Source organism: Kocuria sp. ChxB (assembly GCF_044359605.1).
GTDB classification, from domain to species: domain Bacteria; phylum Actinomycetota; class Actinomycetes; order Actinomycetales; family Micrococcaceae; genus Kocuria; species Kocuria rhizophila.
The window spans coordinates 2,470,752-2,493,259 of sequence record NZ_CP121123.1; the positions used below are offsets into that span (position 1 = coordinate 2,470,752).

A 22,508-nucleotide genomic window follows, 5' to 3' on the forward strand; every position below is an offset into this window, starting at 1 on the left:
TCCGTCGTCTGGATTGTGCTGGATGCTGCCGCACACCGTACGTCGTCTACATGGCAGCATTCCGTAGTTTCTACCCCTCACACCTAACTGTTATGGGTAGACGACGGCGCGAAGACACCCAGGGATGGGAACGAGCGCAGGTGGCCTGACGGAGCATGATGAAGACTTCAACCGCTATCCGCCGTGGTACCGCTGCTGTCATGATGGGCGGCCTGGCCGTGGGCGCGTTCGCCGTCCCCGCCAATGCTGCTTCCGAGTCCACCTGGGACGCCCTGGCTCAGTGCGAGTCCGGTGGCAACTGGGGCACCAACACCGGCAACGGCTTCTCCGGCGGCCTGCAGTTCACCCCGTCCACCTGGGCTGCCTTCGGCGGCTCCGGTTCCCCGCAGGGTGCCTCCAAGTCCGAGCAGATCCGCGTGGCCGAGAACGTTCTCGCCGGCCAGGGCTGGGGCGCATGGCCCGCCTGCTCCGCAAGCCTGGGCCTGCACGGCAACGGCGGCGGCGTCGCCTCGGCCGCTTCCGTGGCCCCGCAGTCCACCTCCGTGCAGCAGGCCGCTCCCGCGCCGAAGGCCGCACCGGTCCAGCAGACTGCTCCCGTGCAGCAGGCCGCTCCGGTGCAGCAGGCTCCGGTGGCCGAGTACACCGCTCCCGCCGCTCCCGTGCAGCAGGCTGCTCCCGCCGCCGGCACCTACACCGTGCAGGCCGGGGACACCCTGGGCACCATCGCCAACAAGCTGGGTGTGAACGGTGGCTGGGAGGCCCTCTACGCCGCCAACGCCGGCTCCGTGGCCGATGCCAACCTGATCTTCCCGGGTCAGGTCCTGAACATCCCCGCCTGATCCAGGCACCTCATCGCTCGTCGATGACCGGCTGACCCGGCCGAGCTGTTCGACCGGGTCGGTCACAGAACCCCGCCCCTCACCGTCATGGTGAGGGGCGGGGTTCTTCGTGTGCCCGGGGCCTGACGTCCGGCATCCGGGTCAGTCGACCGGCACCCACCGCCCTCCGCCTCCGTGCCGCCCGCCGTGCCCGGGTTGCCCTGGCAGCGGTGGCACCATGGGCTCATGCAGTTCGACATCGTGATCGTCGGGGCAGGCATCGCGGGCCTGTCCGCGGCCTCTGAACTGGCGCGGCTGCGCGGCACGGGGCACGGCATCTGCCTCCTGGAGGCAGAGGACGACGTCGCCCAGCACACCTCCGCGCGCTCCGCCCAGCAGCTCATCCCCAGCTACGGCCCGGAACCGGTGCTGGAGCTGACCCGGTGGTCCATTGCCCGGCTGTCGGAGGTCTCCGCGGACCTGCCCTCACCCCTGGTGTGGCCGAGCCCGTTCGTGGTGACCGGTTCCGCCGAGGACGTCGCGGCGGAGACGGTGCCGGGCCTGCGCCGTGCCACCGACGCCGAGCTGCTGGAGCTGTGCCCCGAGCTCCGGGCGGACCCGGTGCGCTACCGCACCGCCGCGGTGGACGACTCGGCCGTGCGCTCCGACGCCTCGGCACTGCTCGCGTGGCACAGGCGCCGGGCCGAGGAGGCCGGGGTCAGCATCCGCACGGGGTTCCGCGTGGTAGGCGCGCGGCGGTCCGGTGAGGTCTGGGAGCTGTCGCCCGTGGCGGGCGGGCGGAGAACGGACCCGAACGACACGGTCCGCGCGGCCACCGTGGTGAACGCGGCCGGGGCGTGGGCGGAGCACGTCGGTTCGCTGCTGGGTGCCGCGCCGCAGGGGCTGCAGCCGCTGCGCCGCACCGCAGCCCTGGTCCGTCTGGACTCGGCCATGCCCGCGGAGCACCCCATGGTCATGGATGCCGCAGAGCACTGGTACTACCGGCCCGACCCCGTGGGGGCCATGATCTCGGTGGGGGAGTCCGAGCCCAGCGAGGCGTGCGACGCGCAGCCGCACCCGGGCGCCGTCGAACGCCTGATCGCGACCGTCCAGCAGCACACGGCACTGCGCATCACCGGGGTGGCGAAGGCCTGGACCGGGCTGCGGACGGAACGCGCGTGCGGCGTGCCCGTGTGCGGCTGGGACACCGCGGCCGAGGGCGTGTTCTGGCTCGCCGGACAGGGAGGCTACGGCTTCCAGACGAGCGCAGCGATGGCCACCGCGGCGGCCGAGCAGGTCGTCGCCGGGCACGTGGGGGACTGGTTGAGCCCTCGGACGGTGGGGGCGCTGCAGCCGGGGCGTGCCGCGTGAGCCCGGTGGATCCGCTCATGGCCGCGCGCCAGGTCAAGCACGCGCTGTTCGTGGTGAACAAACGGCGCCGCCGAACCCAGAAGGCCCTCCGTTTCGCCGCGGTCACCGCGGTGGCGCCGTGGCACGCACGCCTGACGACCTACGAGTTCGACGCCTCCCGCTACCGCCGTTCCTTCGTGGCCCGCACGCCCCCGGCCCCGGGCGGGCCGCAGGAGCTGCCGCGGCGCGTGGTCTACCCTGTGGCTCGGGGAGAATCCCCTGACCCCGCGGCGACGCGCCAACCTGGACGTGATGCGGGACCGGATCGGACTGCCCGTGGAGCTGGTCACCCGGGAGAACCTGGACGAGTGGCTGGTGCCGGGGCATCCGCTGCACCCGGCGTACGAGAACCTGTCGCTGGTCCACCGCTCCGACTACCTGCGGGCGTACCTCATGCACCACCACGGCGGGGGCTACTGCGACCTCAAGGCGCCCGCGACCTCCTGGGATGCCGCCTTCGCGCGGATGGAAGCCGACCAGCAGGCGTGGCTGAGCGGCTACCCGGAAAGAGCAGCACAGGACGTGACCCGGCTGACCGGCGCGCTCGGCACGGATCTGGCGTGGCACCACCACCGGCTCGTGGGCATGGGGGCCTACCTGGTGCGCTCCCACACCCCCCTGACCGCGGAGTGGTTGCGGGAGGTCGAGCGCCGGATGGGCTACTGGGCGGACCAGGCGGCGGAGTTCCCCGGTGAGGAGCGCGGCGAGGTGGTGGGCTACCCCGTCTCCTGGACCCGGATGCTGGGCGGCATTCTGCACCCACTGCAGCTGAAGCACCTGGACCACGTCCGGCAGGACCCGGACCTCATGCTGGACCTGGACGACTACCAGTAGTGCGGGGCGCTGACGGCCCCATCCCCGGGGGGTCCTGAGACCCCTGTCAGCCCGCAACCCCGAGCTGCCGCGCGAGCCACGCGTACTCCCACGCGGTGTCCTTCCACTGCGCGTACCGCCCGGACGCGCCACCGTGGCCGCCGGCCATCTCGCAGCGCAGCAGCACGGTCTCCGGGTGCGCCACGCGGGTGCGCAGCTCGGCCACCCACTTGGCGGGCTCCACGTAGAGCACGCGGGTGTCGTTGAGGCTCGTGACCGCGAGGATCGGCGGGTAGTCGGCGTCCCGCACGTTCTCGTAGGGGGAGTAGGAGCGCATGTACTCGTAGACCTCCGCGGACTCCACGGGGTTGCCCCACTCCTCCCACTCCAGGGCGGTGAGCGGCAGCTCGGGCATCAGCATGGAGGTCAGGGCGTCCACGAACGGCACCGCGGCCAGCCCGCCGCAGTACAGCTCGGGGGCCAGGTTCAGCACTGCGCCCGCGAGCAGACCGCCCGCCGAGCCGCCCATCAGCGCGATCCGCCGCGCATCCACGTCCGGGCGCGCGGCCAGGTGCCGGGTCACGGCCACGAAGTCCGTGAACGTGTTGGTCTTGGTGTTCTTCTTGCCGTTCTCGTACCACGCGCGCCCCAGCTCACCGCCACCGCGCACGTGCGCCACGGCCCAGATCACCCCACGGTCCAGCAGGGACAGCCGCGAGATGGAGAACGCCGGGTCCGTGCTGATCTCGTAGGAGCCGTACGCGTACTGCAGCACCGGCGCGGGCACGGCGGGGTCCAGGTCCGCGCGGCGGATCAGGCTTACGGGAATCCGCGTGCCGTCCTCGGCGACCGCCCAGTCCCGCTCCACCGTGTAGTCCTCGCTGCGGTACCCGCCCAGCACGGTGGCCTCGCGCCGCAGCACGGGCTCGCCCACGCCGAACTCGTCCAGCGCACCGGCCCCGGGTTTGCCCGTGGGGATGTCGTACACGCGCGGCGGCGTCACGAAGGACGTGTAGGACACCCGCACCACCGGGTTCTCGTACTCCGCGGAGAGCACACCGGTGCTGCTGAGATCCTCGTCGAACGCGGCCTCGGTCCCGGCCAGCAGCCCGGCTTCCGCCGTCGAGCCGGTGCTCGCAGACGACGACGCCGCACCGCCCGCCCGCGCGTCCGTTCCGTCGTGCGCCGCCCCGGCCACCAGCGGCTCCAGGGTGGTGCGGGGGATCAGGCGCACCCGGGGCGTGGTGTTCTCACGCAGGGCCACCACCAGGTGGGTGGCCGTGGGGATGCCGGACTCCACGCGCACGGTGTCCGAGGCCGGGACCACGTCCACCAGGTCCACCTCCGTGAGGCTCCGCCCGGCGTGCTCCAGCGGCATGAGGCTGACGCGCCCGTTCGGGGCGTGCGCGTCGTGGGAGAGCAGCAGGACATCGGTGCCGGCCACCGTGATGGGTTCCACCTCGTAGAGCACCCGCTCGTCTCGCGAGAGCACGACCCGCCACGGCAGGTCCGCGGGGGTCTCTGCGCGTGCCTTCTTCGTGCCATCACCGTGACCGGGCGCCGTTCCCGTGCACTCGTCGGGCGCGTCCCGGTACGCGGTGGAGGGGGCCGCCCCGGAGGACGGGCCGTGGGAACCCAGCGCGGCGGCGTCGTGCTCCGGGGCGTGTGAACCCGGCGCGGCGGCGTCGTCCGCGGTAAGCGCGCTCAGGCGCAGGATGCGGTACTCGCTGTACTCCGAGCAGGACGAGGAGAGCATGAGCCACTGCTTGTCAGCGGAGAGCTCGGCGCCGAGCCAGAGCCCCGGATCGTCCTCCTGGAACAGCAGCTGGTCCTGCGCCACGTCCGTGCCGATTACGTGCCGGTACACGCGGTACGGACGCCAGGACTCGTCCACCACGGTGTAGACCACCTGGGCCGCGTCCGGGGTGAGGAACGCGCCGTAGGAGGTCTGGGGGATCCGGTCCGCGAGCAGCTCTCCGGTGGCGAGGTCCTTGACGTGGACGGTGAACCGCTCGTCCCCGGCCGTGTCCTCGGACCAGGCCAGGCGGGAGCCGTCTTCCGCGACGCTGAACGCCCCCAGGGCGTAGAACTCGTGCTCCTGGGATGCGGCGTTCGCGTCCAGGAGGGTCTGCTCGCCGTGCAGGGGCGTCCCGGGCTCCACGGCGGGCGGGGTCCAGTCCGCGGTGTCCGCCACGGGAACCCGGCAGAACACCTGGTGCGCGCCGCCCTCCACGGTGCGGGCGAAGTACCACCAGTCCCCGTGGCGGCTGGGGACCGAGAGGTCCGTCTCCTGCGTGCGGTCCTTGATCTCCGTGTAGATGCGCTCCCGCAGCGGGGCGAGGTCTGCAGTGACCGCCTCCGCGTAGGCGTTCTCGGCGTCCAGGTGCGCCCGGACCTCGGGGGAGTCCTTCTCCCGCAGCCACTCGTAGGGGTCGGAGAACGTGTGACCGTGGAACGTGCGCTCCACGGGACGGCGGGGTGCCACGGGGAAGGTCTGCTGCTCGGAAGTCATGCGCCCCAGTCTAGGGACGCGGCAGAATGAGCCGCGTGCAGACCACTCCTACCTCCACTTCGCCGAGCGTGCCGCGCGCCGACCTCCGCATGCAGATCCTGCTGGTGCTCGGGGTGTCCCTGGGCGCTTCCGCGGTGTACTCGGTGCTGGACCTCGTGGAGATGGCGGTGCAGTCCTCGATCGCGGAGAGCTCCACCACGCTCAACCAGCCCCTCAGCCCGGTTCCGGTGATCGACGCGCTGCGGCGCCTCACCAGCATCTGCTTCGCAATCGTGCCCGTGGTGCTCGCCCTGTGGTTCCTGGCGGGAACCACCTCCCGCATCCCCGCGGTCCTGCGCGGCATCGGTGCGGACGCGCGCCGCCCGGGGCACGACGCCGCCCGGGGCCTCGCGCTGTTCGCCGTGATGGGCGGTGGGACCCTCGTGCTCTACCAGGCCGGGCGGGCGCTCGGGATCACGGCGGAGATCACCACGTCCACCCTGGAGAACACGTGGTGGACGGTTCCGCTGCTGCTGCTCACCGCCCTGCGGCACGCGCTCGTGGAGGAGATCATCGTGGTGGCGTTCCTCGCGGACCGGATGCGGCGGCTGGGGCGCTCGTGGTGGACGGTGGCGATCGTGTCCTCGGTGCTGCGGGCGAGCTACCACCTGTACCAGGGGGTGGGACCGGCGCTGGGCAACCTGGTCATGGGGCTCGTGTTCGTGTGGTGCTACCGCCGGTACGGGCGGGTGATGCCGCTGCTCGTGGCGCACTTCCTGCTGGACGCAGTCGGCTTCCTCGCACCGCAGCTCCTGGCGGGCTGAGCGCCCGGGTGGGTGGCGGCGTCGTCCCCCCCGGGGGATCAGATGGTGACGGGCCCGTCCGGCGTGCCGAAGGTGACCGCCATGAGACCGGGGGTGCCGTGGGGAGCGGACCACGTGACGTCCACTGAGCGCAGGACGTCCTCCACGGGACCGCCGAGCCAGTCCGTGACGCGCTCGGGGGAGCCGGCGATCTCCATGCCGGTCAACCGGACGTCCGTGAGGCGCGCCTGGGAGGGATGCATCTCGTCCGCAGAGTCGAAGTGGATCATGAACGGCAGCTGCGGATCCGCAATCAGGCCCTTGACGCCGATCTGGTGCCAGTCCAGTCGGCGGCCGTCCGGGAAGATGCGCCCGCCCGGCACGGAGGGGCGGCCCAGCTTCTGCTCGAACGGGGCGAGGTCCGGGACCTCCACGACCCACCCGAGCCAGCCGCCGCCGGCCTCCGAACGGGCGCGGACGGCCTGGCCGAACGGCGCCTTGTCCGCGGCGGGGTGCTCCAGCACGGTCACGACCTCCACGTACTGGTGGTCCGTGAGCGGCAGGATCATGTTCTGCGTGCCGAACCGGGGGTGCACGCCGCCCTTCACGGGCTCGATTCCCAGGCGGTCCGCGATCCGCTCGGTGGTGGCCTCCAGCCCGTCCGGCTGCGCTGCGAAGGAAACGTGGTCCAGCTTCATGCAGTCATGGTGGCACCCGTCACACGGGGGTCCAAATCGGCGGGTGCAACACTGCGGACACCGAACTTGACGCGGCAGCCCCCGGGTTCGCACACTTGAGGTCTAGGTCACGAGAGTCAGCGCCAAGCCCCAGCTTGCTGACCGGCAACCCTCCCTACCGCGGCGGGGTGCCCTGGGTGAAGACCTGGCCGGGACGTCGTCCGACGTCCACGGCAAGCGCGGGCCACCGGTCGCCCGTTCGTGCGGGCACCGTGCGGACGGTCGCCTGGCCCCTGATCCTTCCGAGAAGGAGCACGGCCATGAGCACTGCACCCACCCCCGACAACCCCCAGGACTGGGCCTTCGAGACCCGCCAGATCCACGCGGGCCAGAACCCGGACCCCGTGACGGGTTCGCGGGCCCTGCCGATCCACCAGACCTCGTCCTTCGTGTTCCCGGACGCGGACACGGCCGCGGCGCGCTTCGCGCTCGCGGACATGGGCCCCATCTACTCCCGCCTGACCAACCCCACCACCGAGGTGGTGGAGAAGCGCCTCGCGTCCCTGGAGGGCGGCGTCGGAGCGCTGATGGTCTCCTCCGGGCAGGCCGCCGCCACCCTCGCGGTGCTCAACCTGGGCGGGGCGGGCACCCACGTGGTGGCCAGCCCGTCCCTCTACGGCGGCTCGTACAACCTGTTGAAGCACACGCTGCCGCGCCTGGGCGTGGAGACTACCTTCGTGGCGGACCCGGACGACCCCCAGCAGTGGCGGGACGCCGTGCGCCCCACCACCGTGGCGTTCTTCGGGGAGATGATCCCCAACCCTCGCAACGACATCCTGGACGTGCAGACCGTTGCCGGGATCGCCCACGAGGCCGGGGTGCCGCTGATCGTGGACAACACCGTGGCCACCCCGTACCTGGTGCGGCCCATCGAGTGGGGCGCGGACATCGTGCTGCACTCGGGCACCAAGTTCCTGGGTGGTCACGGCACCGCGATCGGCGGGTTCATCGTGGACGCCGGACGCTTCGACTACGGCGCGGACCCGGAGCGGTTCCCCGGCTTCAACCAGCCGGACCCCACGTACAACGGCCTGGTGTACGCGCGGGACCTGGGGGAGGGTGGCGCGTTCGGCGTGAACCTCTCCTACGTGCTCAAGGCCCGCGTGCAGCTGCTGCGTGACCTGGGCACGTCCATCTCCCCGTTCAACGCGTTCCTCATCGAGCAGGGGATCGAGACCCTGTCCCTGCGGGTGGAACGCCACGTGGCCAACGCCCAGCGGGTGGCCAAGTGGCTCGAGTCCCGCCCCGAGGTGCGCTCGGTGTCCTACGCGGGTCTGCCGTCCTCGCCGTGGCACGAGCGGGCGCGGAAGTACGCACCGCGCGGGGCGGGTTCCGTCCTCGGCTTCGTGCTGGAGGGCGGCAAGGAGGCGGGGATCGCGTTCGTGGACGCGCTGAGCCTGCACTCCCACGTGGCGAACATCGGGGACGTGCGGTCCCTGGTGATCCACCCGGCGTCGACGACGCACGCGCAGCTCTCCGAGGACGAGCAGCTCGCGGCGGGCGTGGAGCCAGGCTTCGTTCGGCTCTCGGTGGGCACCGAGGGGATCGAGGACATCCTCGCGGACCTCGAGGCGGGCTTCGCGGCCCTGGCTGCCACGGAGTCGACCTCGCCCACCCGGACGGAGTCGGTCGTGGACCCCGGCGCGGACGGCGGCCCGGCGGCGTCGTCGACGGCGCGTGCGGACGCAGCCGCCGAGCCTGCGGCATGACCGTGGTGCAGACGGCCCCGGCGGTGCGCCGGGACGGTGTGGTGCGAGCCGCGGAGATCGGAGAGCTCACCCTCGAGTCCGGGTTCCGGCTGCCGGACGTGCGCCTGGCCTACGAAACGTGGGGTGAGCTGGCCCCGGACGGGTCCAACGCGGTGCTGGTGGAGCACGCGCTCACGGGTGACTCGCACGCGGCGCGCGGCACGGCCGTGGGCTACGGCGACACAGCGCCCTTCGACATGGACGGGCATCGTGTCGCGGCGGACACCGGCGGCTGGTGGGACGGGCTCATCGGACCGGGAGCGGCCATCGACACCACCCGCTGGTTCGTGGTGTGCGCGAACATCCTGGGCGGCTGCCACGGCAGCACCGGCCCGGCGAGCCTCGCGCCGGACGCCGCACCGTGGGGCTCGCGCTTCCCACGCATCACCGTGCGGGACACCGTGGCCGCGGAGGCGCGGCTCGCGGACCGACTCGGGATCCGGCGGTGGCGGCTCGTGGTGGGCGGTTCGATGGGCGGTGCCCGCGCGCTGGAGTGGGCGGTGTGCCACCCGGAGCGGGTGGCGGCGTGCGCGGTGATCGCCGCGAACGCCCGGGTCAGTGCCGAGCAGCTCGCGTGGGGCCGCACCCAGGCGCTCGCCATCCGCCAGGACCCCCGGTTCCGCCACGGCGACTACTACGCGGGCCCGCACCCCGTGGAGGGGCTCGGCCTGGCACGGCGGATCGCGCACATCACCTACCGCAGCGCGCACGAGCTCGCGGTGCGCTTCGGTCGGGAGGCCCAGGACGGAAGCGCGTCGGGGGACGACGCCGGGATCGCGGACGCCACCGGTCCCCGGGGCGGCTGGGGCGCTGCTCGCCCGCACCGCACCGTGGACCGGGGGCGCTACCGGGTGGAGAGCTACCTGGACCACCAGGCGCTCAAGCTGGTGGCCCGTTTCGACGCGAACGCGTACCTCAGCGTCAACGAGACGCTGATGTCGCACGACGTCGCCCGCGGCCGCGGCAGCCTCCGGCAGGCCCTCGCGCGCACCCGGTGCGAGTGGCTCGTGGCGGCGGTGGACTCGGACCGGCTGTTCCCGCCCGAGGAGTCTGCGGAGCTCGCGGCCGCTCTGCCCGGTGAGCACGAGGTGCACACCATCACCTCACCGAGCGGGCACGACGGCTTCCTGCTGGAGACCCCGCAGGTGGGGCGGCTGCTGCGGGCCACGGTGCTGGGGGACTGACCGCGCGGGTACGGCTACTTGCTGCGGCTGACCAGGACGACGGCGCCCGCACCCCCGAAAGGTGGGTTCTAGCGATCCCCGCAACACCCTGAATTTCAGGGAGTTGCGGGGATCGTGTTGTCAGATGAGTTGAAGGTGGCGTTTTTCCAGGCGCTGGAACGTGGGGATGGCAGCATCACAGTGGCTGCTCGCGATGTTGGTGTGAACCGGAATACCGCATACGGCTGGGCACGTAAAGCAGGGATCCGTGGTCGCGGGATCCCCAGCACCGGGCCGCACCCGCGGAAGGACGAGTACTTTCAGCTCAGGGCCGGAGGCCTCTCGCGGCGTGAAGCGGTAGCCATCGTCGGAGTCCATGAGCGCACCGCGCAGGAATGGGACCGCGGCATCAAACACACGGGCCATGTCCGCATCTATCCAGATGGCCGCCGGGTGGACTACAACACCGGTATGACCACACTCCTCGCGGGTCCTGCGCTACCAGCTCTGGAAGCCCAACTAGATCCCCGCTTCCTCACGCTGAAGGACCGGGAAGTGATCGCTGACCTGCACCGTGCTGGCCACAGCTTGCGTGCGATCGGCCGAGCGTTGGGCAGGCCGGCCTCGACGATCAAACGCGAGCTCGATGCCCGTTCAGTGGACGGGGCGTACCAGCCGTATGCCGCTCAGCGTGGCTGGGCAGCATCTCGGCCCCGGCCGAAGAAACCCAAGCTCTGCCTGCCTTCCCGGCTGCGGGACTACGTCCAGGACAAGCTCATGCTGCGGTGGTCTCCGGAGCAGATCAGTCACACTCTGGTCAAAGAGTTCCACGACGATGAGAGCATGCGAGTGAGTCCCGAGACTATCTATCAGGCCCTCTACCTCCAGGCCCGTGGCGGTCTGAAACGGGAGGTCGCAGCCGCGCTGCGCACCGGCCGGACCCGCCGCAAGCCCCACAAACATCCTGATCAACGCACCTCGCGGTTCGTTGATCACATGGTGATGATCTCCGACCGCCCACCGCAGGTCGAGGACCGGGCCGTGCCCGGGCACTGGGAAGGCGATCTCATCGTGGGCCCCGGCAGCGCCTCGGCGATCCTCACCTTGGTCGAGCGTTCCACTCGCTACGTTCTGCTGGGGCACCTGCCCGGTGGCCACAGCGCCGAGGAAGTCCGAGATGTGCTCACAGCGCTGATCACCACGTTGCCCGCACACCTGCGGGGCTCACTGACCTGGGACCAGGGATGCGAGATGGCACGGCACAAACAATTCACGGTCGCGACAGGGGTGCCGGTGTACTTCTGCGACCCCCACTCACCATGGCAGCGCGGTAGCAACGAGAACACCAACGGCCTGTTGCGTCAGTACTTCCCCAAGAGCACCGACCTTCGGCCTTACAGCCCGCAGGACCTCGAGCACGTCTCACAGGAACTCAACGCACGCCCACGCAAAACGCTCAACTGGGATACCCCAGCCGAGCGTCTGCGTGATCTACTGACAACCACATAACCATCAGGTGTTGCGAGGACCCCTAGAAACCGCCAAAGGGGCGCGGGCGTCGTCGTCGTGCGGCTGGGCACAGCGGGAGGGCTCAGGCCTCTTCGGCCTGCTCCGGGATCTGCTCGCCCGCGCCGGGGATCGTGGCCTGGCCGAAGGCGGGGCGCTTGGCGGTGATGTAGTCCCCGGAGCTGCGGCGGCGGATGCGGCGGCCCACCCAGGGGACGAAGTACTTGCGGGCCCAGACCATGTCGTCCCGGCGGGCCTGACGCCAGTTGCGTGCGGGGCGCTCCTCGGGGTGGTCGGGGGTGAGCCCGTGGTCCACACCCAGGCAGTCCAAGGCCTCGCACGCGATGAGCTGGTGGCCCAGCGGGGAGAAGTGCAGGCGGTCGGGGGCCCACATCTGGGGGTCGCTCAGCTGGTTCAGTCCCCACAGGTCCACGAGCACGGCGTCGTGGCGGGCGGCCACCGTGCGCACGTTCTCGTTCCAGATGGCCACGCGGCCGCGGATGCTGCGCATCACGGGGGTGTTGCCGATGTCCGGGGCGTCGAACATGACCACGGTGGCGCCGGTCGCGGCGATCTGCTCGATCACGGTGTCCAGCCGGGAGGCGATGTCGTCCGGGTCCGCACCGGGGCGGAGCATGTCATTGCCGCCGGCGCTGATGGTCACGAGGTCCGGTGTCAGCTCGAGCGCCGGCTCCAGCTGCTCGTCCACGATGGGCTGGAAGAGTCGACCGCGGATGGCCAGGTTGGCGTAGGCGAAGTCGTCGGTGGTGCGGGCAAGCTCCTCGGCCATGCGGTCCGCCCAGCCCCGGAACCCACCGGGGACGGTGTCGTCGGGATCGCCCACGCCCTCGGTGAAGGAGTCGCCCATGGACACCATCCGGTGCCACGGGTGCAGGGGCTCGGCGGGGGACTCGGCGGTGGGATCGGGAGACGTGGTCCGGGGCGCAGTGCTCTCATCCATACGCAAATTACTAACACGTATTCCTGGGCGGCGCCGTCATGGTCCGTCACGGGAGCGTGTGAGGATGGGGCCATGGCACAAGCACCCCACGTGATCTGGAACAACGACGAAGCCGACCGCGCCGGCACGCCCCTGGTGGTGATGTTCCACGGCTACGGCTCCCACGAGGGAGACCTGATGGCCCTGAGCGCGTCCCTACCGGACGGGTTCACCGTGGCCTCCGTGCGGGCACCGCAGCGCGCGGGCGCGGGCTTCCAGTGGTTCGCGCTGTCCTCGGACCTGGGCTTCACCACGGACGCCGTGGTGGCCGCCGCGGAGCCAGTGGTGCAGTGGCTGCGGGACGAGTCCCTGCAGTACACGCACGTGATCCTGCTGGGCTTCTCCCAGGGAATGGCGATCGCCGCCACGGTGGCCCGCCACGCCCCGGACCTCGTGGACGCGGTGGTGGGGCTGTCCGGTTTCGTGGCCCCGGTGGCGGACGACGACGCCCAGGCCGACTTCTTCCACGACGCCGCCCTGCGCGCGGAGCCCCTGCGGATGTTCTGGGGCCGGGACCCCCAGGACCCCGTGATCCCGCCCGCCCTGGTGGACCTCACCGCCGAGTGGGCCCAGCAGCACGCGGACGCCACCAAGGTGCAGTACCGGGGGATCGGTCACGGGGTCTCACCCCAGGAGCTGTCCCACGTGTCCGAATACCTGCGGGCACTCACGGACTGAGCGCACCGGCCACCCGCACCATCCTCCGGTCCGGCGCGCCCACTGCGGTGGGGGCGCCGGAGCGCTCTACGCGCCGACGATGCGCACGGGCGGCATGCCGGAGCCCGGGACCTCCAGCACGTCCCCGGGGTGCAGCTGCGCGCCCCGGCGGGTCTCCACCGCACCGTTGACCTGCACCGCGCCCTCGGACACCAGGGTCTTCGCGTGGTGGCCGTCCTCGGCCAGGTTGGCCAGCTTCAACGCCTGCCCCAGGCGGATCATCTGGTCCCGGATGGGCATCTCTTCATACGCAGTGTCGCTCATGCGTCCATTGTCTCAGGCGTGCCCGGGGTGGTTCGCCGGGAACGCCGCCCGGTGCCCGGACGCGCGTGGGCGGGGTGAGGTGAGGAGGCGCGGAAATGCGCCCGGGCGGCGTCGTGCCCCTAAGTAGTTGCACGTCCAATGAACTGGGGATACGTTCGGGGGAGACGCGCATCACACCCTCCCACCATCCCCAGGAGAAGCCATGACACTCGTTCCCCACTTCGTCGCAGGCCGGAAGACCCCGGGCGACTCCGGTCGCACGCAGGACGTCTACAACCCCGTGGAGGGCGCGGTGAGCGCCCAGGTGCCGCTGGCATCCGTGGAAGAGGTCGCGCAGGCCGTGACCGCCGCCGAGGAGGCGTTCCCGCAGTGGTCCGGGCTCAACGCCCAGCGCCGCGCACGGATTCTGCTCAAGTGGGTGGACCTGATCACCGAGAACATGGACGAGCTGGCCACCCTGCTCTCCAACGAGCACGGCAAGACCTTCCCGGACGCCAAAGGAGACATCCAGCGCGGCGTGGAGGTCGTGGAGTTCGCGGCAGGTGCGCCGCACCTGCTCAAGGGCGAGTTCTCCAGCGGCGCGGGCACGGGCATCGACGTCCACTCGCTGCGCCAGCCCCTCGGCGTGGTCGCGGGGATCACCCCGTTCAACTTCCCCGCCATGATCCCGCTGTGGAAGGCGGGCATTGCGCTCGCCGCAGGCAACACCTTCGTGCTCAAGCCCTCCGAGCGGGACCCCTCCGTGCCCGTGCGGCTCGCGGAGCTGGCGCTCGAGGCGGGCATGCCCGCGGGTGCGCTGAACGTGGTCCACGGTGACAAGACCGCCGTGGACGCCCTGATCGAGGATCCGCGCGTGCGGGCCGTCGGGTTCGTGGGCTCCTCACCCATCGCCCAGTCCATCTACACCGCGGCCGCCGCGCAGAACAAGCGCGCCCAGTGCTTCGGGGGCGCCAAGAACCACATGGTGATCATGCCGGACGCGGACCTCGAGCAGGCCGCTGACGCCCTGATCGGCGCGGCCTTCGGCTCCGCCGGCGAGCGCTGCATGGCCATCTCTGTGGCCGTCCCCGTGGGGGAGGCCACCGCGGACAGGCTGCGCGCACTGCTCGAGGAGCGGATCGCCACGCTCACGCTCGGCCCGTCCCTGGAACCGTCCTCGGACTTCGGTCCCGTGGTCAGCGCCCAGGCCAAGGAGCGCATCGAGTCCTACATCGCCGCCGGCGAGAAGGAGGGCGCGGAGCTCGTGGTGGACGGCCGCGGCGCCACCGTGGACGGGCACCCCAACGGGTTCTGGGTGGGCGCCACCCTGTTCGACCACGTGACCACGGACATGAGCATCTACCGCGAGGAGATCTTCGGCCCGGTGCTGTGCATCGCCCGCGCCGCGGACTACGAGGAAGCCCTGCGCCTGCCCAGCGAGCACGAGTACGGCAACGGCGTGGCCATCTTCACCCGGGACGGGGACACGGCCCGGGACTTCACCACTCGCGTGGAGGTGGGCATGGTGGGCGTGAACGTCCCCATCCCCGTGCCGATCGCCTACTACACCTTCGGCGGCTGGAAGGCCTCGGGCTTCGGGGACCTCAACCAGCACGGCACGGACGGGCTGAAGTTCTACACCAAGACCAAGACCGTCACCACGCGCTGGCCCTCCGGGACCAAGGAGGGCGCGAGCTTCGTGATGCCCGCCGGCAGCTGAGCCGCGCGGCGTCGTCGTGCGCCACGCCGAGGGCGCGCCGTACGACGCCGCCGCGCCCGGCAATCCCGCCCCGCCGCCGGACCCCGCACAACGGCGCCCGGCGGAGTCCCAGCACTCCGGCCCTCCCGCATTCCGGCGGCTCCGCGACGCGTGGAGCCACCGCCACCCCTGGAACGAGGAACGTCATGACAGAGACCACCAGCCAGCAGCTCCCCACCGTCGCCTTCCTGGGCCTGGGCCACATGGGTGGACCCATGGCCGTGAACCTGGTGAAGGCCGGGGTGTCCGTGACCGCCTTCGACGTGGTGCCCGCCGCCATGGACGCCGCCCGGAAGGAGGGCCTCACCGTGGCGGAGACCCCGGAGGACGCCGTGCGCCAGGCGCAGGTGGTCATCACCATGTTCCCGTCCGGGCAGCACGTGAAGGACGCCTACACGGGGGCCGGCGGTGGCGAGGGTCTGCTGGCCGCGGCACCCGCCGGGGCCACGTTCCTGGACTGCTCCACCATCAACATCTCCGAGGCGCAGGAGGCCGCGGCCCTGGCGCGGGAGAAGGGGTTCACCGCCGCGGACGCCCCGGTCTCCGGGGGAGTGGTGGGTGCCACCGCCGGGACGCTCGCGTTCATGGTGGGTGCACCGGACGAGGTCTTCGAGCGCGTGCGGCCCCTGCTGGAGATCATGGGCGCGCGCGTGGTGCACTGCGGCGGCGACGGCATGGGCCAGGCCGCGAAGATCTGCAACAACATGGTCCTGGGCGTGTCCATGGTGGCGGTGAGCGAGGCGTTCGTGCTCGCGGAGAAGCTGGGCCTGGAGCACCAGGCGCTCTACGACGTGGTCTCCAATGCCTCCGGCCAGTGCTGGGCGCTGACCACCAACTGCCCCGTTCCCGGGCCCGTGCCCACGAGCCCCGCCAACAACGACTACGAGCCCGGTTTTGCCGGCGCCCTGATGGCCAAGGACCTCAACCTCGCGACCACTGCACTGGAGGAGACGGGTGCCACCGCGCCCATGGGTCGTCTTGCGGCGGAGCTCTACAACCAGTTCGTGGCGGACGGCCACGCGGGCAAGGACTTCTCCGAGATCATCACGACGCTGCGGGAGGGGTCTCGGGAGGGGTGAAGTCCCCCTCGCGGGCACGGAGCCCGCTCAGCGCCGCCACGACCGCCTCCACCTCGTGCGCCGCGAGGCCGGTGTCCAGGAAGAGCTGCTCGTTCAGCGCCTTCGTGGCCCGGCCCACCACGTCCAGGCCGGTGGGGGTGAGCGCCACGTTCACCGCCCGCCGGTCTGTGCTGACAGGTTCCCGGCGCACCAGCCCGGCGTCCTCCAGCCGGTCCACCGCGTTGGTGATGGACGTGGGGTGCACCTGCAGCAGGGCGCTGGCCCGCTTCATGAGCATCTTGTGCTCGCGGGCAAAACTCAGCAGCGCGAGCACCTCGTAGCGCGAGAACGTCAGCCGGAACGGCTTGAGGATCCGGTCCGCGCGGCCCAGCAGGATCTGCTGGGCCCGCATGATCGAGGTCACCGCGGCCATCGGGCCCGCGGCCTCGGTCCAGCCCCTGCGCTCCCAGTTGCGCTGTGCTTCCGCAATGGGGTCCCTGTTGAGCGGCTGGTTCTGGGGCATGGGCACAGTCTAGGGGCGCGCGGGGGGCGTGATCGGGACCACAGGAAAATACATGCCTGCGTTATAGTCGGAAGCACCACTATCGACCTGCCCACCACATTAGGAACAGGACCATGACCTCAGCCGCAGCATCCCCGCGCGCCCCCCGCTCCCTCCCGGGCCCCGACCTCCTGCACCTGGAGCGCCAGCTGCCCGAGTCCGAGCGCGAGCGGCTGCACGCCATCACGGAGCACCTGCAGGCCGAGGTGCGGCACCAGAGCGTGGACGCCTGGAACAAGGAGGAGCTGCCGCGCCACCTGCTGCCGGCGCTCGCGGAGCTCGGTCTGGGGCAGGTGGCCCAGGACGGGTCCTCGCGGCTGTTCCAGGGGCTGGTGCACGCGCAGATCGCCCGAGCGGACATCTCCCTCTCCGCGCTGCTGGGCATCCACAACGAGCTGATCGTGGGCACCATTGCCGCGTTCGGCTCCCCGGAGCAGCAGGAGACGTGGCTGCCGGGTCTCATGAAGCTCGAGCGGCTCGGCGCGTTCTGCCTCACGGAGCCGGACCACGGCTCGGACATCGCGGGCGGGCTGGCCACCACGGCCACCCGTGACGGGGACGGCTGGGTGCTCAACGGCCGCAAGCGCTGGATCGGGCTGGGCACGGTGGCGGACCTCGCGCTCGTGTGGGCCCGGGACACCGCCGACGGCCGCATCAAGTGCTTTGCGGTGGACACCTCCCTGCCGGGGTACACGGCGTCCAAGATCGAGCACAAGATCGGGCTGCGGATCATGCAGAACGCGGACATCGAGCTCACGGACCTGCGGCTGCCCGCGGACGCCCTGCTGCCCGGTGCCGAGGACTTCTCCGCGGCCAACGGCCTGCTCAAGGACTCCCGCGCGTGGGTCGGCTGGCAGGCGGTCGGCGCCCAGATGGCCGTGTTCGACATCGTGCGCGACTACGCGATCGAGCGGATCCAGTTCGGCAAGCCGCTCGCGAGCTTCCAGCTGGTGCAGCAGGTCATCGCGGAGGCGGCCGGCAACCTTGCCGCCTGCTCGGGGCTCATGGCCCAGGTGACCCGCGTGCAGGAGGCGGACGACCTGCAGATGATGCAGGCCGCCCTGGCCAAGTCCACCGCCACGCGACTGGCCCGCCAGAGCGCGTCCCAGGCCCGGGACGCCCTGGGCGGCAACGGCCTGCTCAGCCACTACGGGATCGCCAAGGTCATGGCGGACATCGAGGCCATCCACACGTACGAGGGCAGCTACCACATCAACTCCCTGATCGTGGGCCGCGCGCTCACGGGCGTCTCCGCGTTCGTCTCGTAGCAGCGCGCGGGGGACGACGCCGCTGGGCCGGGTCCGGCACCCGCCCCGCCCGCGCCGGCGCGACCGCCCCGGGACGCCCGATCACCCCGGCGCGCCGGGAAGCCCGGTTCCGAGGGCATGCTGCGAAGGCGGGGCAGAGGCGACGAGGTGAGCCGCGCGGGACCGTGCGGTGCGCAGGGACGCCGGCCGTGCGGCGTCGTCGTCGTGCGCGGGGGTTAGGTCCGGCCTGCGGAACCTCGCTACCCTGGAGCGGAACGGCTCTCCCCGCGCGGGTCGAGAGCCCCAGCCCACCGATCCCCACGCGCGAGCCCCCGCGGGCTCCGCGCGAGACACGGAAGTGAGACCGCATGGCCCCGAAATCCACCCTGGACAATGTCATCTCCCTGGCCAAGCGCCGGGGCTTCGTGTTCCAGGCGGGTGAGATCTACGGGGGTTCGCGCTCCGCGTGGGACTACGGGCCCCTGGGGGCGGAGCTGAAGGAGAACATCAAGCGCGAGTGGTGGCAGACCTTCGTGCGCGGCCGCGCGGACATGGTGGGCCTGGACTCCTCGATCATCCTGCCGTCCGCGGTGTGGCAGGCCTCCGGGCACGTGGAGACGTTCACCGACCCCCTGGTGGAGTCCCTGCACACCCACAAGCGCTACCGCGCGGACCACCTGCTGGAGGCGTACGAGGCCAAGCACGGCCACCCCCCGGTCAACGGCCTGGCGGACGTCAAGGACCCGGAGACGGGCCAGGACGGCAAGTGGACCGAGCCGCAGCAGTTCTCCGGCCTGATGAAGACCTTCCTGGGCCCCGTGGACAACGAGGAGGGCAAGCACTTCCTGCGCCCGGAGACCGCCCAGGGCATCTTCGTGAACTTCCTCAACGTGGTCACCGCCGCGCGCAAGAAGCCGCCGTTCGGCATCGGGCAGATCGGCAAGGCGTTCCGCAACGAGATCACCCCGGGCAACTTCATCTTCCGCACGCGCGAGTTCGAGCAGATGGAGATCGAGTACTTCATCCACCCGGACGAGGCCAAGCGCTACTTCGACGAGTGGGTCGAGGCGTGCTGGGACTGGTTCGTGGACCTGGGCGTGAACCCGGACAACATGCGCCGCTACGACGTCCCTGCGGACGACCGCGCGCACTACTCGGACGGCACCATCGACATCGAGTACCGCTTCGGCTTCCAGGGCTCCGAGTGGGGGGAGCTGATGGGCGTGGCCAACCGCACGGACTTCGACCTCAGCAACCACACCGAGGCCTCCGGCACCAAGATGCAGTACTTCGACCAGGCCTCCGGCGAGCGATACACCCCGTACGTGATCGAGCCGTCCTTCGGCCTCACGCGCTCCATGATGGCGTTCCTGGTGGACGCGTACGTGGAGGATGAGGCGCCCAACACCAAGGGCGGTGTGGACACCCGCACCGTGCTGCGCCTGGACCCGCGCCTGGCCCCGGTCAAGGCCGCCGTGCTGCCGCTGTCCAAGAAGGAGGACCTGCGCCCCGCCGCGCAGCACCTGGACGCCGAGCTGCGCCGCCGCTGGAACATCGACTACGACGACGCCGGGGCCATCGGGCGCCGCTACCGCCGCCAGGACGAGATCGGCACGCCGTTCTGCATCACCGTGGACTTCGACACCCTGGAGGACCAGGCCGTGACCATCCGCTCCCGGGACGAGATGACCCAGGAGCGCGTGGGCCTGGACCGCGTGCAGCAGTACCTGGCCGAGCGCCTGGAGAAATGAGCGCATGAGCATCGACTACCGCCCCTGGCACGAGGACGACGACCTGCGCCTGCTCGAGCTGTGGCCGGACCCCGAGTCCGCGCCCGTCCAGGCGTTCCGCGCCCGGCTGGGTGCCGAGGACCAGAGCGGGTTCGCCGTGACGCTCGTGGCCACGGACGACGACGTTCCGGTCGCCGCCGGGGTCTGCTACGCCTCCGCGTGGCACCCGCAGCGGCTGTGGCTGTTCGTGGAGGTCGCACCGGAGCACCGACGCGAGGGCATCGGGCGGGAGCTGGCGTCCCGGCTGCGGGCGGCCGCCCGTGAGGCGGGTGCTCCCGTCGAGGCCCTGCGCACGCGCGTGACCCCGGGCTCCACGGGGGAGGGCTTCGCCCGCTCCCTGGGCTTCGCCGACGCCATGCGCTCCCGCGTGGTGCGTGTGGACGCCGGAGCCCTGCCCGCACCCACGCTCGGGCAGAACGCGGACGGCTCCGACGCCGAGGCCGTGGCGGACCTCGCGACCGGCTCCGTGGAGCTGACCCGCGCAGTGGAGTCCTTCTACCGGGAGGTCCACGCGTGGGACCCGGTGGGGGAGGTGAGCATCGGCGCGGTCAACAAGCAGTTCCTCTCGGACACCGCCGGGGCCTACGGTGCCGTGGCGCTGCGGCGCACGGTGGACGGCACGGACGGCAAGGGCCCGATCGCAGCCTTCGCCGTGAGCTACCGCCCGTTCGACCCGGCCAACCCGCACGACGAGCCGCAGCCGAACGAAGTGGCGGACGTGCTGCTCGGCTCCGTGCCCGGTGCGGCCGGGGCCACCCCGGAGCAGTCCGGTGCGGCGCTCGAGACTCTGCTGGCGCTGCTCGTGAGCGACTACCCGGTGGAGCTGGAGGTGGACGACTCCATGGGCCCGCTGGTGGCCGTGGTGGACAACCTCCTGGGCGCCGGAGTGGCACGAGTGGTCACGGAGACCGAGACGCTGGTGCTGGACTAGAACTGTCGGGCAGAGCCCTCCCGCCGCACCCGCGGTGGGAGGGTTCTCGCGTGTCCGCGGGTTGCGCCGGAACGCGCCGTGCGCGGTGCCCACCGTGCCGTCGTCTGGCGCCCCCGGGCGGCCCCCTGGCACCGCCTCACCCCCGCGCATGTGCTTTCCGCGGTGAGGACCGTGGTAAGACGTTCACGGACGAAAGGACCTCCATGCCCGCTTCCCAGGCGCACTCCCCGCAGCACACCGGACCCACCGCACCCGGCCCCTCCACACCCGGGCGCTCCGGCGACGCCGCCGCACCGTACGACCCGCACTCCACTGGTGCGCCCGACACCCAGCCCCTGAGCGGGCGGCTGCGGCTGATCGCCACCGTGGCCACGTTCGGCGGCCTGCTGTTCGGCTACGACACCGGTGTGATCAACGGCGCGCTGCCCTCGCTGGTCTCCGACATGCAGCTGACCCCGTTCCTGGAGGGGCTCGTGGCCTCCATTCTGCCGTTCGGGGCGGCCTGGGGCGCCGCATTCGGCGGGCGGCTCGCGGATCGGTTCGGGCGGCGTCGGCTGCTGATGGTGCTCGCCGTGGTGTTCGTGGTGGCGACCGTGGGCTGCGCCACCGCGCCCTCTGTGGGCGTGCTCGTGGCGTTCCGCGCGGTGCTGGGACTCGCGGTGGGGGCGTCCTCGGTGGTCGTGCCCGTGTTCCTCGCGGAGCTGGCGCCCGCCCACCTGCGTGGGCGCGTGGTCGCCCAGAACGAGCTGATGATCGTGGGCGGGCAGGCGCTCGCGTTCATCTTCAACGCGGCTCTGGCGACGGCGTTCGGGCACGTCCCGCACGTGTGGCGCTACATGCTGGTGCTCGCCACACTGCCCGCCCTGGCGCTGTGGATCGGGATGATCGTGGTGCCGGAGTCCCCGCGCTGGCTCGCCCGGAAGGGGCGCGGCGAGGAGATGGTGCGCGTGCTGCGTCGGATCCGGGAGGACGCCTACACGCCGCAGGAGGCGGACACGGTGCGGGAGCTCGCCGCGCAGGACGCGCACCGCCCCGCGGCCAGCGTCCTGGACCTGGTGCGCGTCCCCTGGATCCGCCGGATCTTCGGGATCGGTGCGGGCATGGCCGTGATCAACCAGATCTCCGGGATCAACGCCATCCAGTACTACGGGGTCACTGTGCTGCAGGACGCCGGGTTCGGGGGCAACGGCGCGTTCTACGCGAACATCATCCCGGGGGTCGTGGGTGCCGCGGCGGTGGGCCTGGCCATGGTGCTGCTCAAGCACGTGGGGCGCCGGCCCATGCTGCTCACCGGGCTCTGCGGGACCATCGTGTCCCTGACCGCCTTTGCGCTGGTCTACCTGCTGGTCCCGGAGGGCAGTCCCGCCCGGGCGTGGGCGGTCCTCGCGTGCATCGTGGTGTTCGTGGGCTTCATGCAGTGCTGCATCGGGACGGTCACGTGGCTGTACATGTCCGAGATCTTCCCGCTGTCCGTTCGCGGGGTGGGAATGGGCGCGTGCGCGTGGTTGCTGTGGATGATGACCTTCGTGGTGGGCCTGACCTTCCCGCTGCTCACCGACGCCCTGGGCGTGGGGTACACCGTGCTGATCTTCGTGGCCCTGCAGCTCGTGGCGCTCGTGTGGGTGCACCGGGTGGCCCCGGAGACCAAGGACCGCACCCTGGAGGAGCTCGAGGAGCACTTCCGCGCCGCGTAGGGGACAATGGCGTGTCGC

General features: G+C 71.4%; 19 protein-coding genes and 1 riboswitch. Of the genes, 14 read left to right on the forward strand and 5 right to left on the reverse strand.

Annotated elements, in window-relative coordinates:
• Nucleotides 1–155: 155 nt before the first annotated feature.
• The 3 genes from P8S73_RS10830 (at nt 156) to P8S73_RS10840 (ending at nt 3,062) form a co-directional block, all read left to right on the forward strand.
• Entirely contained in the window at nt 156–839 is a 684-nt protein-coding gene (locus P8S73_RS10830; RefSeq protein ID WP_039101811.1) for a transglycosylase family protein, read from the forward strand.
• A 225-nt stretch (nt 840–1,064) separates the two neighbouring features.
• Nucleotides 1,065–2,189, forward strand: a complete 1,125-nt coding sequence (locus P8S73_RS10835) for an NAD(P)/FAD-dependent oxidoreductase (protein ID WP_396350391.1) — start codon at nt 1,065–1,067, stop codon at nt 2,187–2,189.
• 291 nt (nt 2,190–2,480) lie between these two features.
• Complete coding sequence (locus tag P8S73_RS10840; RefSeq protein WP_396350392.1) at nt 2,481–3,062, forward strand: hypothetical protein; 582 nt, start codon at nt 2,481–2,483, stop codon at nt 3,060–3,062.
• A gap of 46 nt (nt 3,063–3,108) precedes the next feature.
• Here P8S73_RS10840 and P8S73_RS10845 read toward each other — a convergent pair whose 3' ends face one another.
• A complete protein-coding gene (locus P8S73_RS10845) occupies nt 3,109–5,553 on the reverse strand; it encodes a S9 family peptidase (RefSeq protein ID WP_396350393.1) in 2,445 nt (814 codons plus the stop codon).
• Between the two features lie 26 nt (nt 5,554–5,579).
• Here P8S73_RS10845 and P8S73_RS10850 point away from each other — a divergent pair, with 26 nt between their 5' ends.
• Nucleotides 5,580–6,356, forward strand: coding sequence for a CPBP family intramembrane glutamic endopeptidase (locus P8S73_RS10850; protein WP_052239328.1), 777 nt, complete (start codon nt 5,580–5,582; stop codon nt 6,354–6,356).
• A gap of 38 nt (nt 6,357–6,394) precedes the next feature.
• Here the strand turns inward: P8S73_RS10850 and P8S73_RS10855 are convergent, their stop codons facing one another.
• Nucleotides 6,395–7,033, reverse strand: a complete 639-nt coding sequence (locus P8S73_RS10855; RefSeq protein ID WP_039101808.1) for a VOC family protein — start codon at nt 7,031–7,033, stop codon at nt 6,395–6,397.
• A 105-nt stretch (nt 7,034–7,138) separates the two neighbouring features.
• Nucleotides 7,139–7,258, forward strand: a riboswitch (SAM riboswitch).
• 74 nt (nt 7,259–7,332) lie between these two features.
• Between P8S73_RS10855 and P8S73_RS10860 the strand changes: the two genes are divergently transcribed.
• The 3 genes from P8S73_RS10860 (at nt 7,333) to P8S73_RS10870 (ending at nt 11,492) form a co-directional block, all read left to right on the forward strand.
• The gene (locus P8S73_RS10860; RefSeq protein ID WP_039101807.1) at nt 7,333–8,781 is read left to right on the forward strand and encodes a bifunctional o-acetylhomoserine/o-acetylserine sulfhydrylase; all 1,449 of its coding nucleotides are present in this window, start codon (nt 7,333–7,335) and stop codon (nt 8,779–8,781) included.
• On the forward strand, nt 8,778–10,004 hold the full coding sequence (locus P8S73_RS10865) for a homoserine O-acetyltransferase (protein WP_039101806.1): 1,227 nt from the start codon (nt 8,778–8,780) through the stop codon (nt 10,002–10,004). Before P8S73_RS10860 ends, P8S73_RS10865 begins: the two co-directional genes overlap by 4 nt.
• 450 nt (nt 10,005–10,454) lie before the next feature.
• Nucleotides 10,455–11,492: an IS30 family transposase gene (locus tag P8S73_RS10870; protein WP_168165702.1), complete on the forward strand. Its 1,038-nt coding sequence runs from the start codon at nt 10,455–10,457 to the stop codon at nt 11,490–11,492.
• A gap of 82 nt (nt 11,493–11,574) precedes the next feature.
• Here P8S73_RS10870 and P8S73_RS10875 read toward each other — a convergent pair whose 3' ends face one another.
• Nucleotides 11,575–12,450, reverse strand: coding sequence for an SGNH/GDSL hydrolase family protein (locus tag P8S73_RS10875; RefSeq protein WP_039101398.1), 876 nt, complete (start codon nt 12,448–12,450; stop codon nt 11,575–11,577).
• 72 nt (nt 12,451–12,522) lie between these two features.
• On the opposite strand from P8S73_RS10875, the gene P8S73_RS10880 reads away from it, so the two are divergent.
• Nucleotides 12,523–13,167, forward strand: a complete 645-nt coding sequence (locus P8S73_RS10880; protein WP_396350394.1) for an alpha/beta hydrolase — start codon at nt 12,523–12,525, stop codon at nt 13,165–13,167.
• A 66-nt stretch (nt 13,168–13,233) separates the two neighbouring features.
• On the opposite strand, the gene P8S73_RS10885 is transcribed toward P8S73_RS10880, so the two are convergent.
• The gene (locus tag P8S73_RS10885) at nt 13,234–13,470 is read right to left on the reverse strand and encodes an RNA-binding S4 domain-containing protein (protein ID WP_396350395.1); all 237 of its coding nucleotides are present in this window, start codon (nt 13,468–13,470) and stop codon (nt 13,234–13,236) included.
• A gap of 202 nt (nt 13,471–13,672) precedes the next feature.
• Between P8S73_RS10885 and P8S73_RS10890 the strand changes: the two genes are divergently transcribed.
• Together P8S73_RS10890 and mmsB are read left to right on the forward strand one after the other, a co-directional pair.
• Nucleotides 13,673–15,169, forward strand: a complete 1,497-nt coding sequence (locus P8S73_RS10890; RefSeq protein WP_396350396.1) for a CoA-acylating methylmalonate-semialdehyde dehydrogenase — start codon at nt 13,673–13,675, stop codon at nt 15,167–15,169.
• Nucleotides 15,170–15,354: 185 nt separating this feature from the next.
• On the forward strand, nt 15,355–16,287 hold the full coding sequence (gene mmsB / locus P8S73_RS10895; RefSeq protein ID WP_396350397.1) for a 3-hydroxyisobutyrate dehydrogenase: 933 nt from the start codon (nt 15,355–15,357) through the stop codon (nt 16,285–16,287).
• On the opposite strand, the gene P8S73_RS10900 is transcribed toward mmsB, so the two are convergent.
• Nucleotides 16,253–16,789: a MarR family winged helix-turn-helix transcriptional regulator gene (locus P8S73_RS10900; protein ID WP_047978997.1), complete on the reverse strand. Its 537-nt coding sequence runs from the start codon at nt 16,787–16,789 to the stop codon at nt 16,253–16,255. The two genes, mmsB and P8S73_RS10900, sit on opposite strands and share 35 nt — an antisense overlap.
• Nucleotides 16,790–16,902: 113 nt before the next feature.
• On the opposite strand from P8S73_RS10900, the gene P8S73_RS10905 reads away from it, so the two are divergent.
• From P8S73_RS10905 to P8S73_RS10920, 4 genes are all read left to right on the forward strand, one after another.
• Nucleotides 16,903–18,096, forward strand: a complete 1,194-nt coding sequence (locus P8S73_RS10905; protein ID WP_039101405.1) for an acyl-CoA dehydrogenase family protein — start codon at nt 16,903–16,905, stop codon at nt 18,094–18,096.
• Nucleotides 18,097–18,443: 347 nt separating this feature from the next.
• Nucleotides 18,444–19,826, forward strand: a complete 1,383-nt coding sequence (locus tag P8S73_RS10910) for a glycine--tRNA ligase (RefSeq protein ID WP_257744917.1) — start codon at nt 18,444–18,446, stop codon at nt 19,824–19,826.
• A gap of 4 nt (nt 19,827–19,830) precedes the next feature.
• Nucleotides 19,831–20,796: a GNAT family N-acetyltransferase gene (locus tag P8S73_RS10915; RefSeq protein WP_257744916.1), complete on the forward strand. Its 966-nt coding sequence runs from the start codon at nt 19,831–19,833 to the stop codon at nt 20,794–20,796.
• 203 nt (nt 20,797–20,999) lie between these two features.
• A complete protein-coding gene (locus tag P8S73_RS10920; protein WP_396350398.1) occupies nt 21,000–22,490 on the forward strand; it encodes a sugar porter family MFS transporter in 1,491 nt (496 codons plus the stop codon).
• Nucleotides 22,491–22,508 lie beyond the last annotated feature (18 nt).

Excerpts from the sequence above, each read along its gene's own strand:
- P8S73_RS10830 (WP_039101811.1), top strand. The coding sequence starts at position 156 with ATGATGAAGACTTCAACCGCTATCCGCCGTGGTACCGCTGCTGTCATG.
- P8S73_RS10835 (WP_396350391.1), top strand. The coding sequence starts at position 1,065 with ATGCAGTTCGACATCGTGATCGTCGGGGCAGGCATCGCGGGCCTGTCC.
- P8S73_RS10840 (WP_396350392.1), top strand. The coding sequence starts at position 2,481 with ATGCGGGACCGGATCGGACTGCCCGTGGAGCTGGTCACCCGGGAGAAC.
- P8S73_RS10845 (WP_396350393.1), bottom strand. The coding sequence starts at position 5,553 with ATGACTTCCGAGCAGCAGACCTTCCCCGTGGCACCCCGCCGTCCCGTG.
- P8S73_RS10850 (WP_052239328.1), top strand. The coding sequence starts at position 5,580 with ATGAGCCGCGTGCAGACCACTCCTACCTCCACTTCGCCGAGCGTGCCG.
- P8S73_RS10855 (WP_039101808.1), bottom strand. The coding sequence starts at position 7,033 with ATGAAGCTGGACCACGTTTCCTTCGCAGCGCAGCCGGACGGGCTGGAG.
- P8S73_RS10860 (WP_039101807.1), top strand. The coding sequence starts at position 7,333 with ATGAGCACTGCACCCACCCCCGACAACCCCCAGGACTGGGCCTTCGAG.
- P8S73_RS10865 (WP_039101806.1), top strand. The coding sequence starts at position 8,778 with ATGACCGTGGTGCAGACGGCCCCGGCGGTGCGCCGGGACGGTGTGGTG.
- P8S73_RS10870 (WP_168165702.1), top strand. The coding sequence starts at position 10,455 with ATGACCACACTCCTCGCGGGTCCTGCGCTACCAGCTCTGGAAGCCCAA.
- P8S73_RS10875 (WP_039101398.1), bottom strand. The coding sequence starts at position 12,450 with ATGGATGAGAGCACTGCGCCCCGGACCACGTCTCCCGATCCCACCGCC.
- P8S73_RS10880 (WP_396350394.1), top strand. The coding sequence starts at position 12,523 with ATGGCACAAGCACCCCACGTGATCTGGAACAACGACGAAGCCGACCGC.
- P8S73_RS10885 (WP_396350395.1), bottom strand. The coding sequence starts at position 13,470 with ATGAGCGACACTGCGTATGAAGAGATGCCCATCCGGGACCAGATGATC.
- P8S73_RS10890 (WP_396350396.1), top strand. The coding sequence starts at position 13,673 with ATGACACTCGTTCCCCACTTCGTCGCAGGCCGGAAGACCCCGGGCGAC.
- mmsB (WP_396350397.1), top strand. The coding sequence starts at position 15,355 with ATGACAGAGACCACCAGCCAGCAGCTCCCCACCGTCGCCTTCCTGGGC.
- P8S73_RS10900 (WP_047978997.1), bottom strand. The coding sequence starts at position 16,789 with ATGCCCCAGAACCAGCCGCTCAACAGGGACCCCATTGCGGAAGCACAG.
- P8S73_RS10905 (WP_039101405.1), top strand. The coding sequence starts at position 16,903 with ATGACCTCAGCCGCAGCATCCCCGCGCGCCCCCCGCTCCCTCCCGGGC.
- P8S73_RS10910 (WP_257744917.1), top strand. The coding sequence starts at position 18,444 with ATGGCCCCGAAATCCACCCTGGACAATGTCATCTCCCTGGCCAAGCGC.
- P8S73_RS10915 (WP_257744916.1), top strand. The coding sequence starts at position 19,831 with ATGAGCATCGACTACCGCCCCTGGCACGAGGACGACGACCTGCGCCTG.
- P8S73_RS10920 (WP_396350398.1), top strand. The coding sequence starts at position 21,000 with ATGCCCGCTTCCCAGGCGCACTCCCCGCAGCACACCGGACCCACCGCA.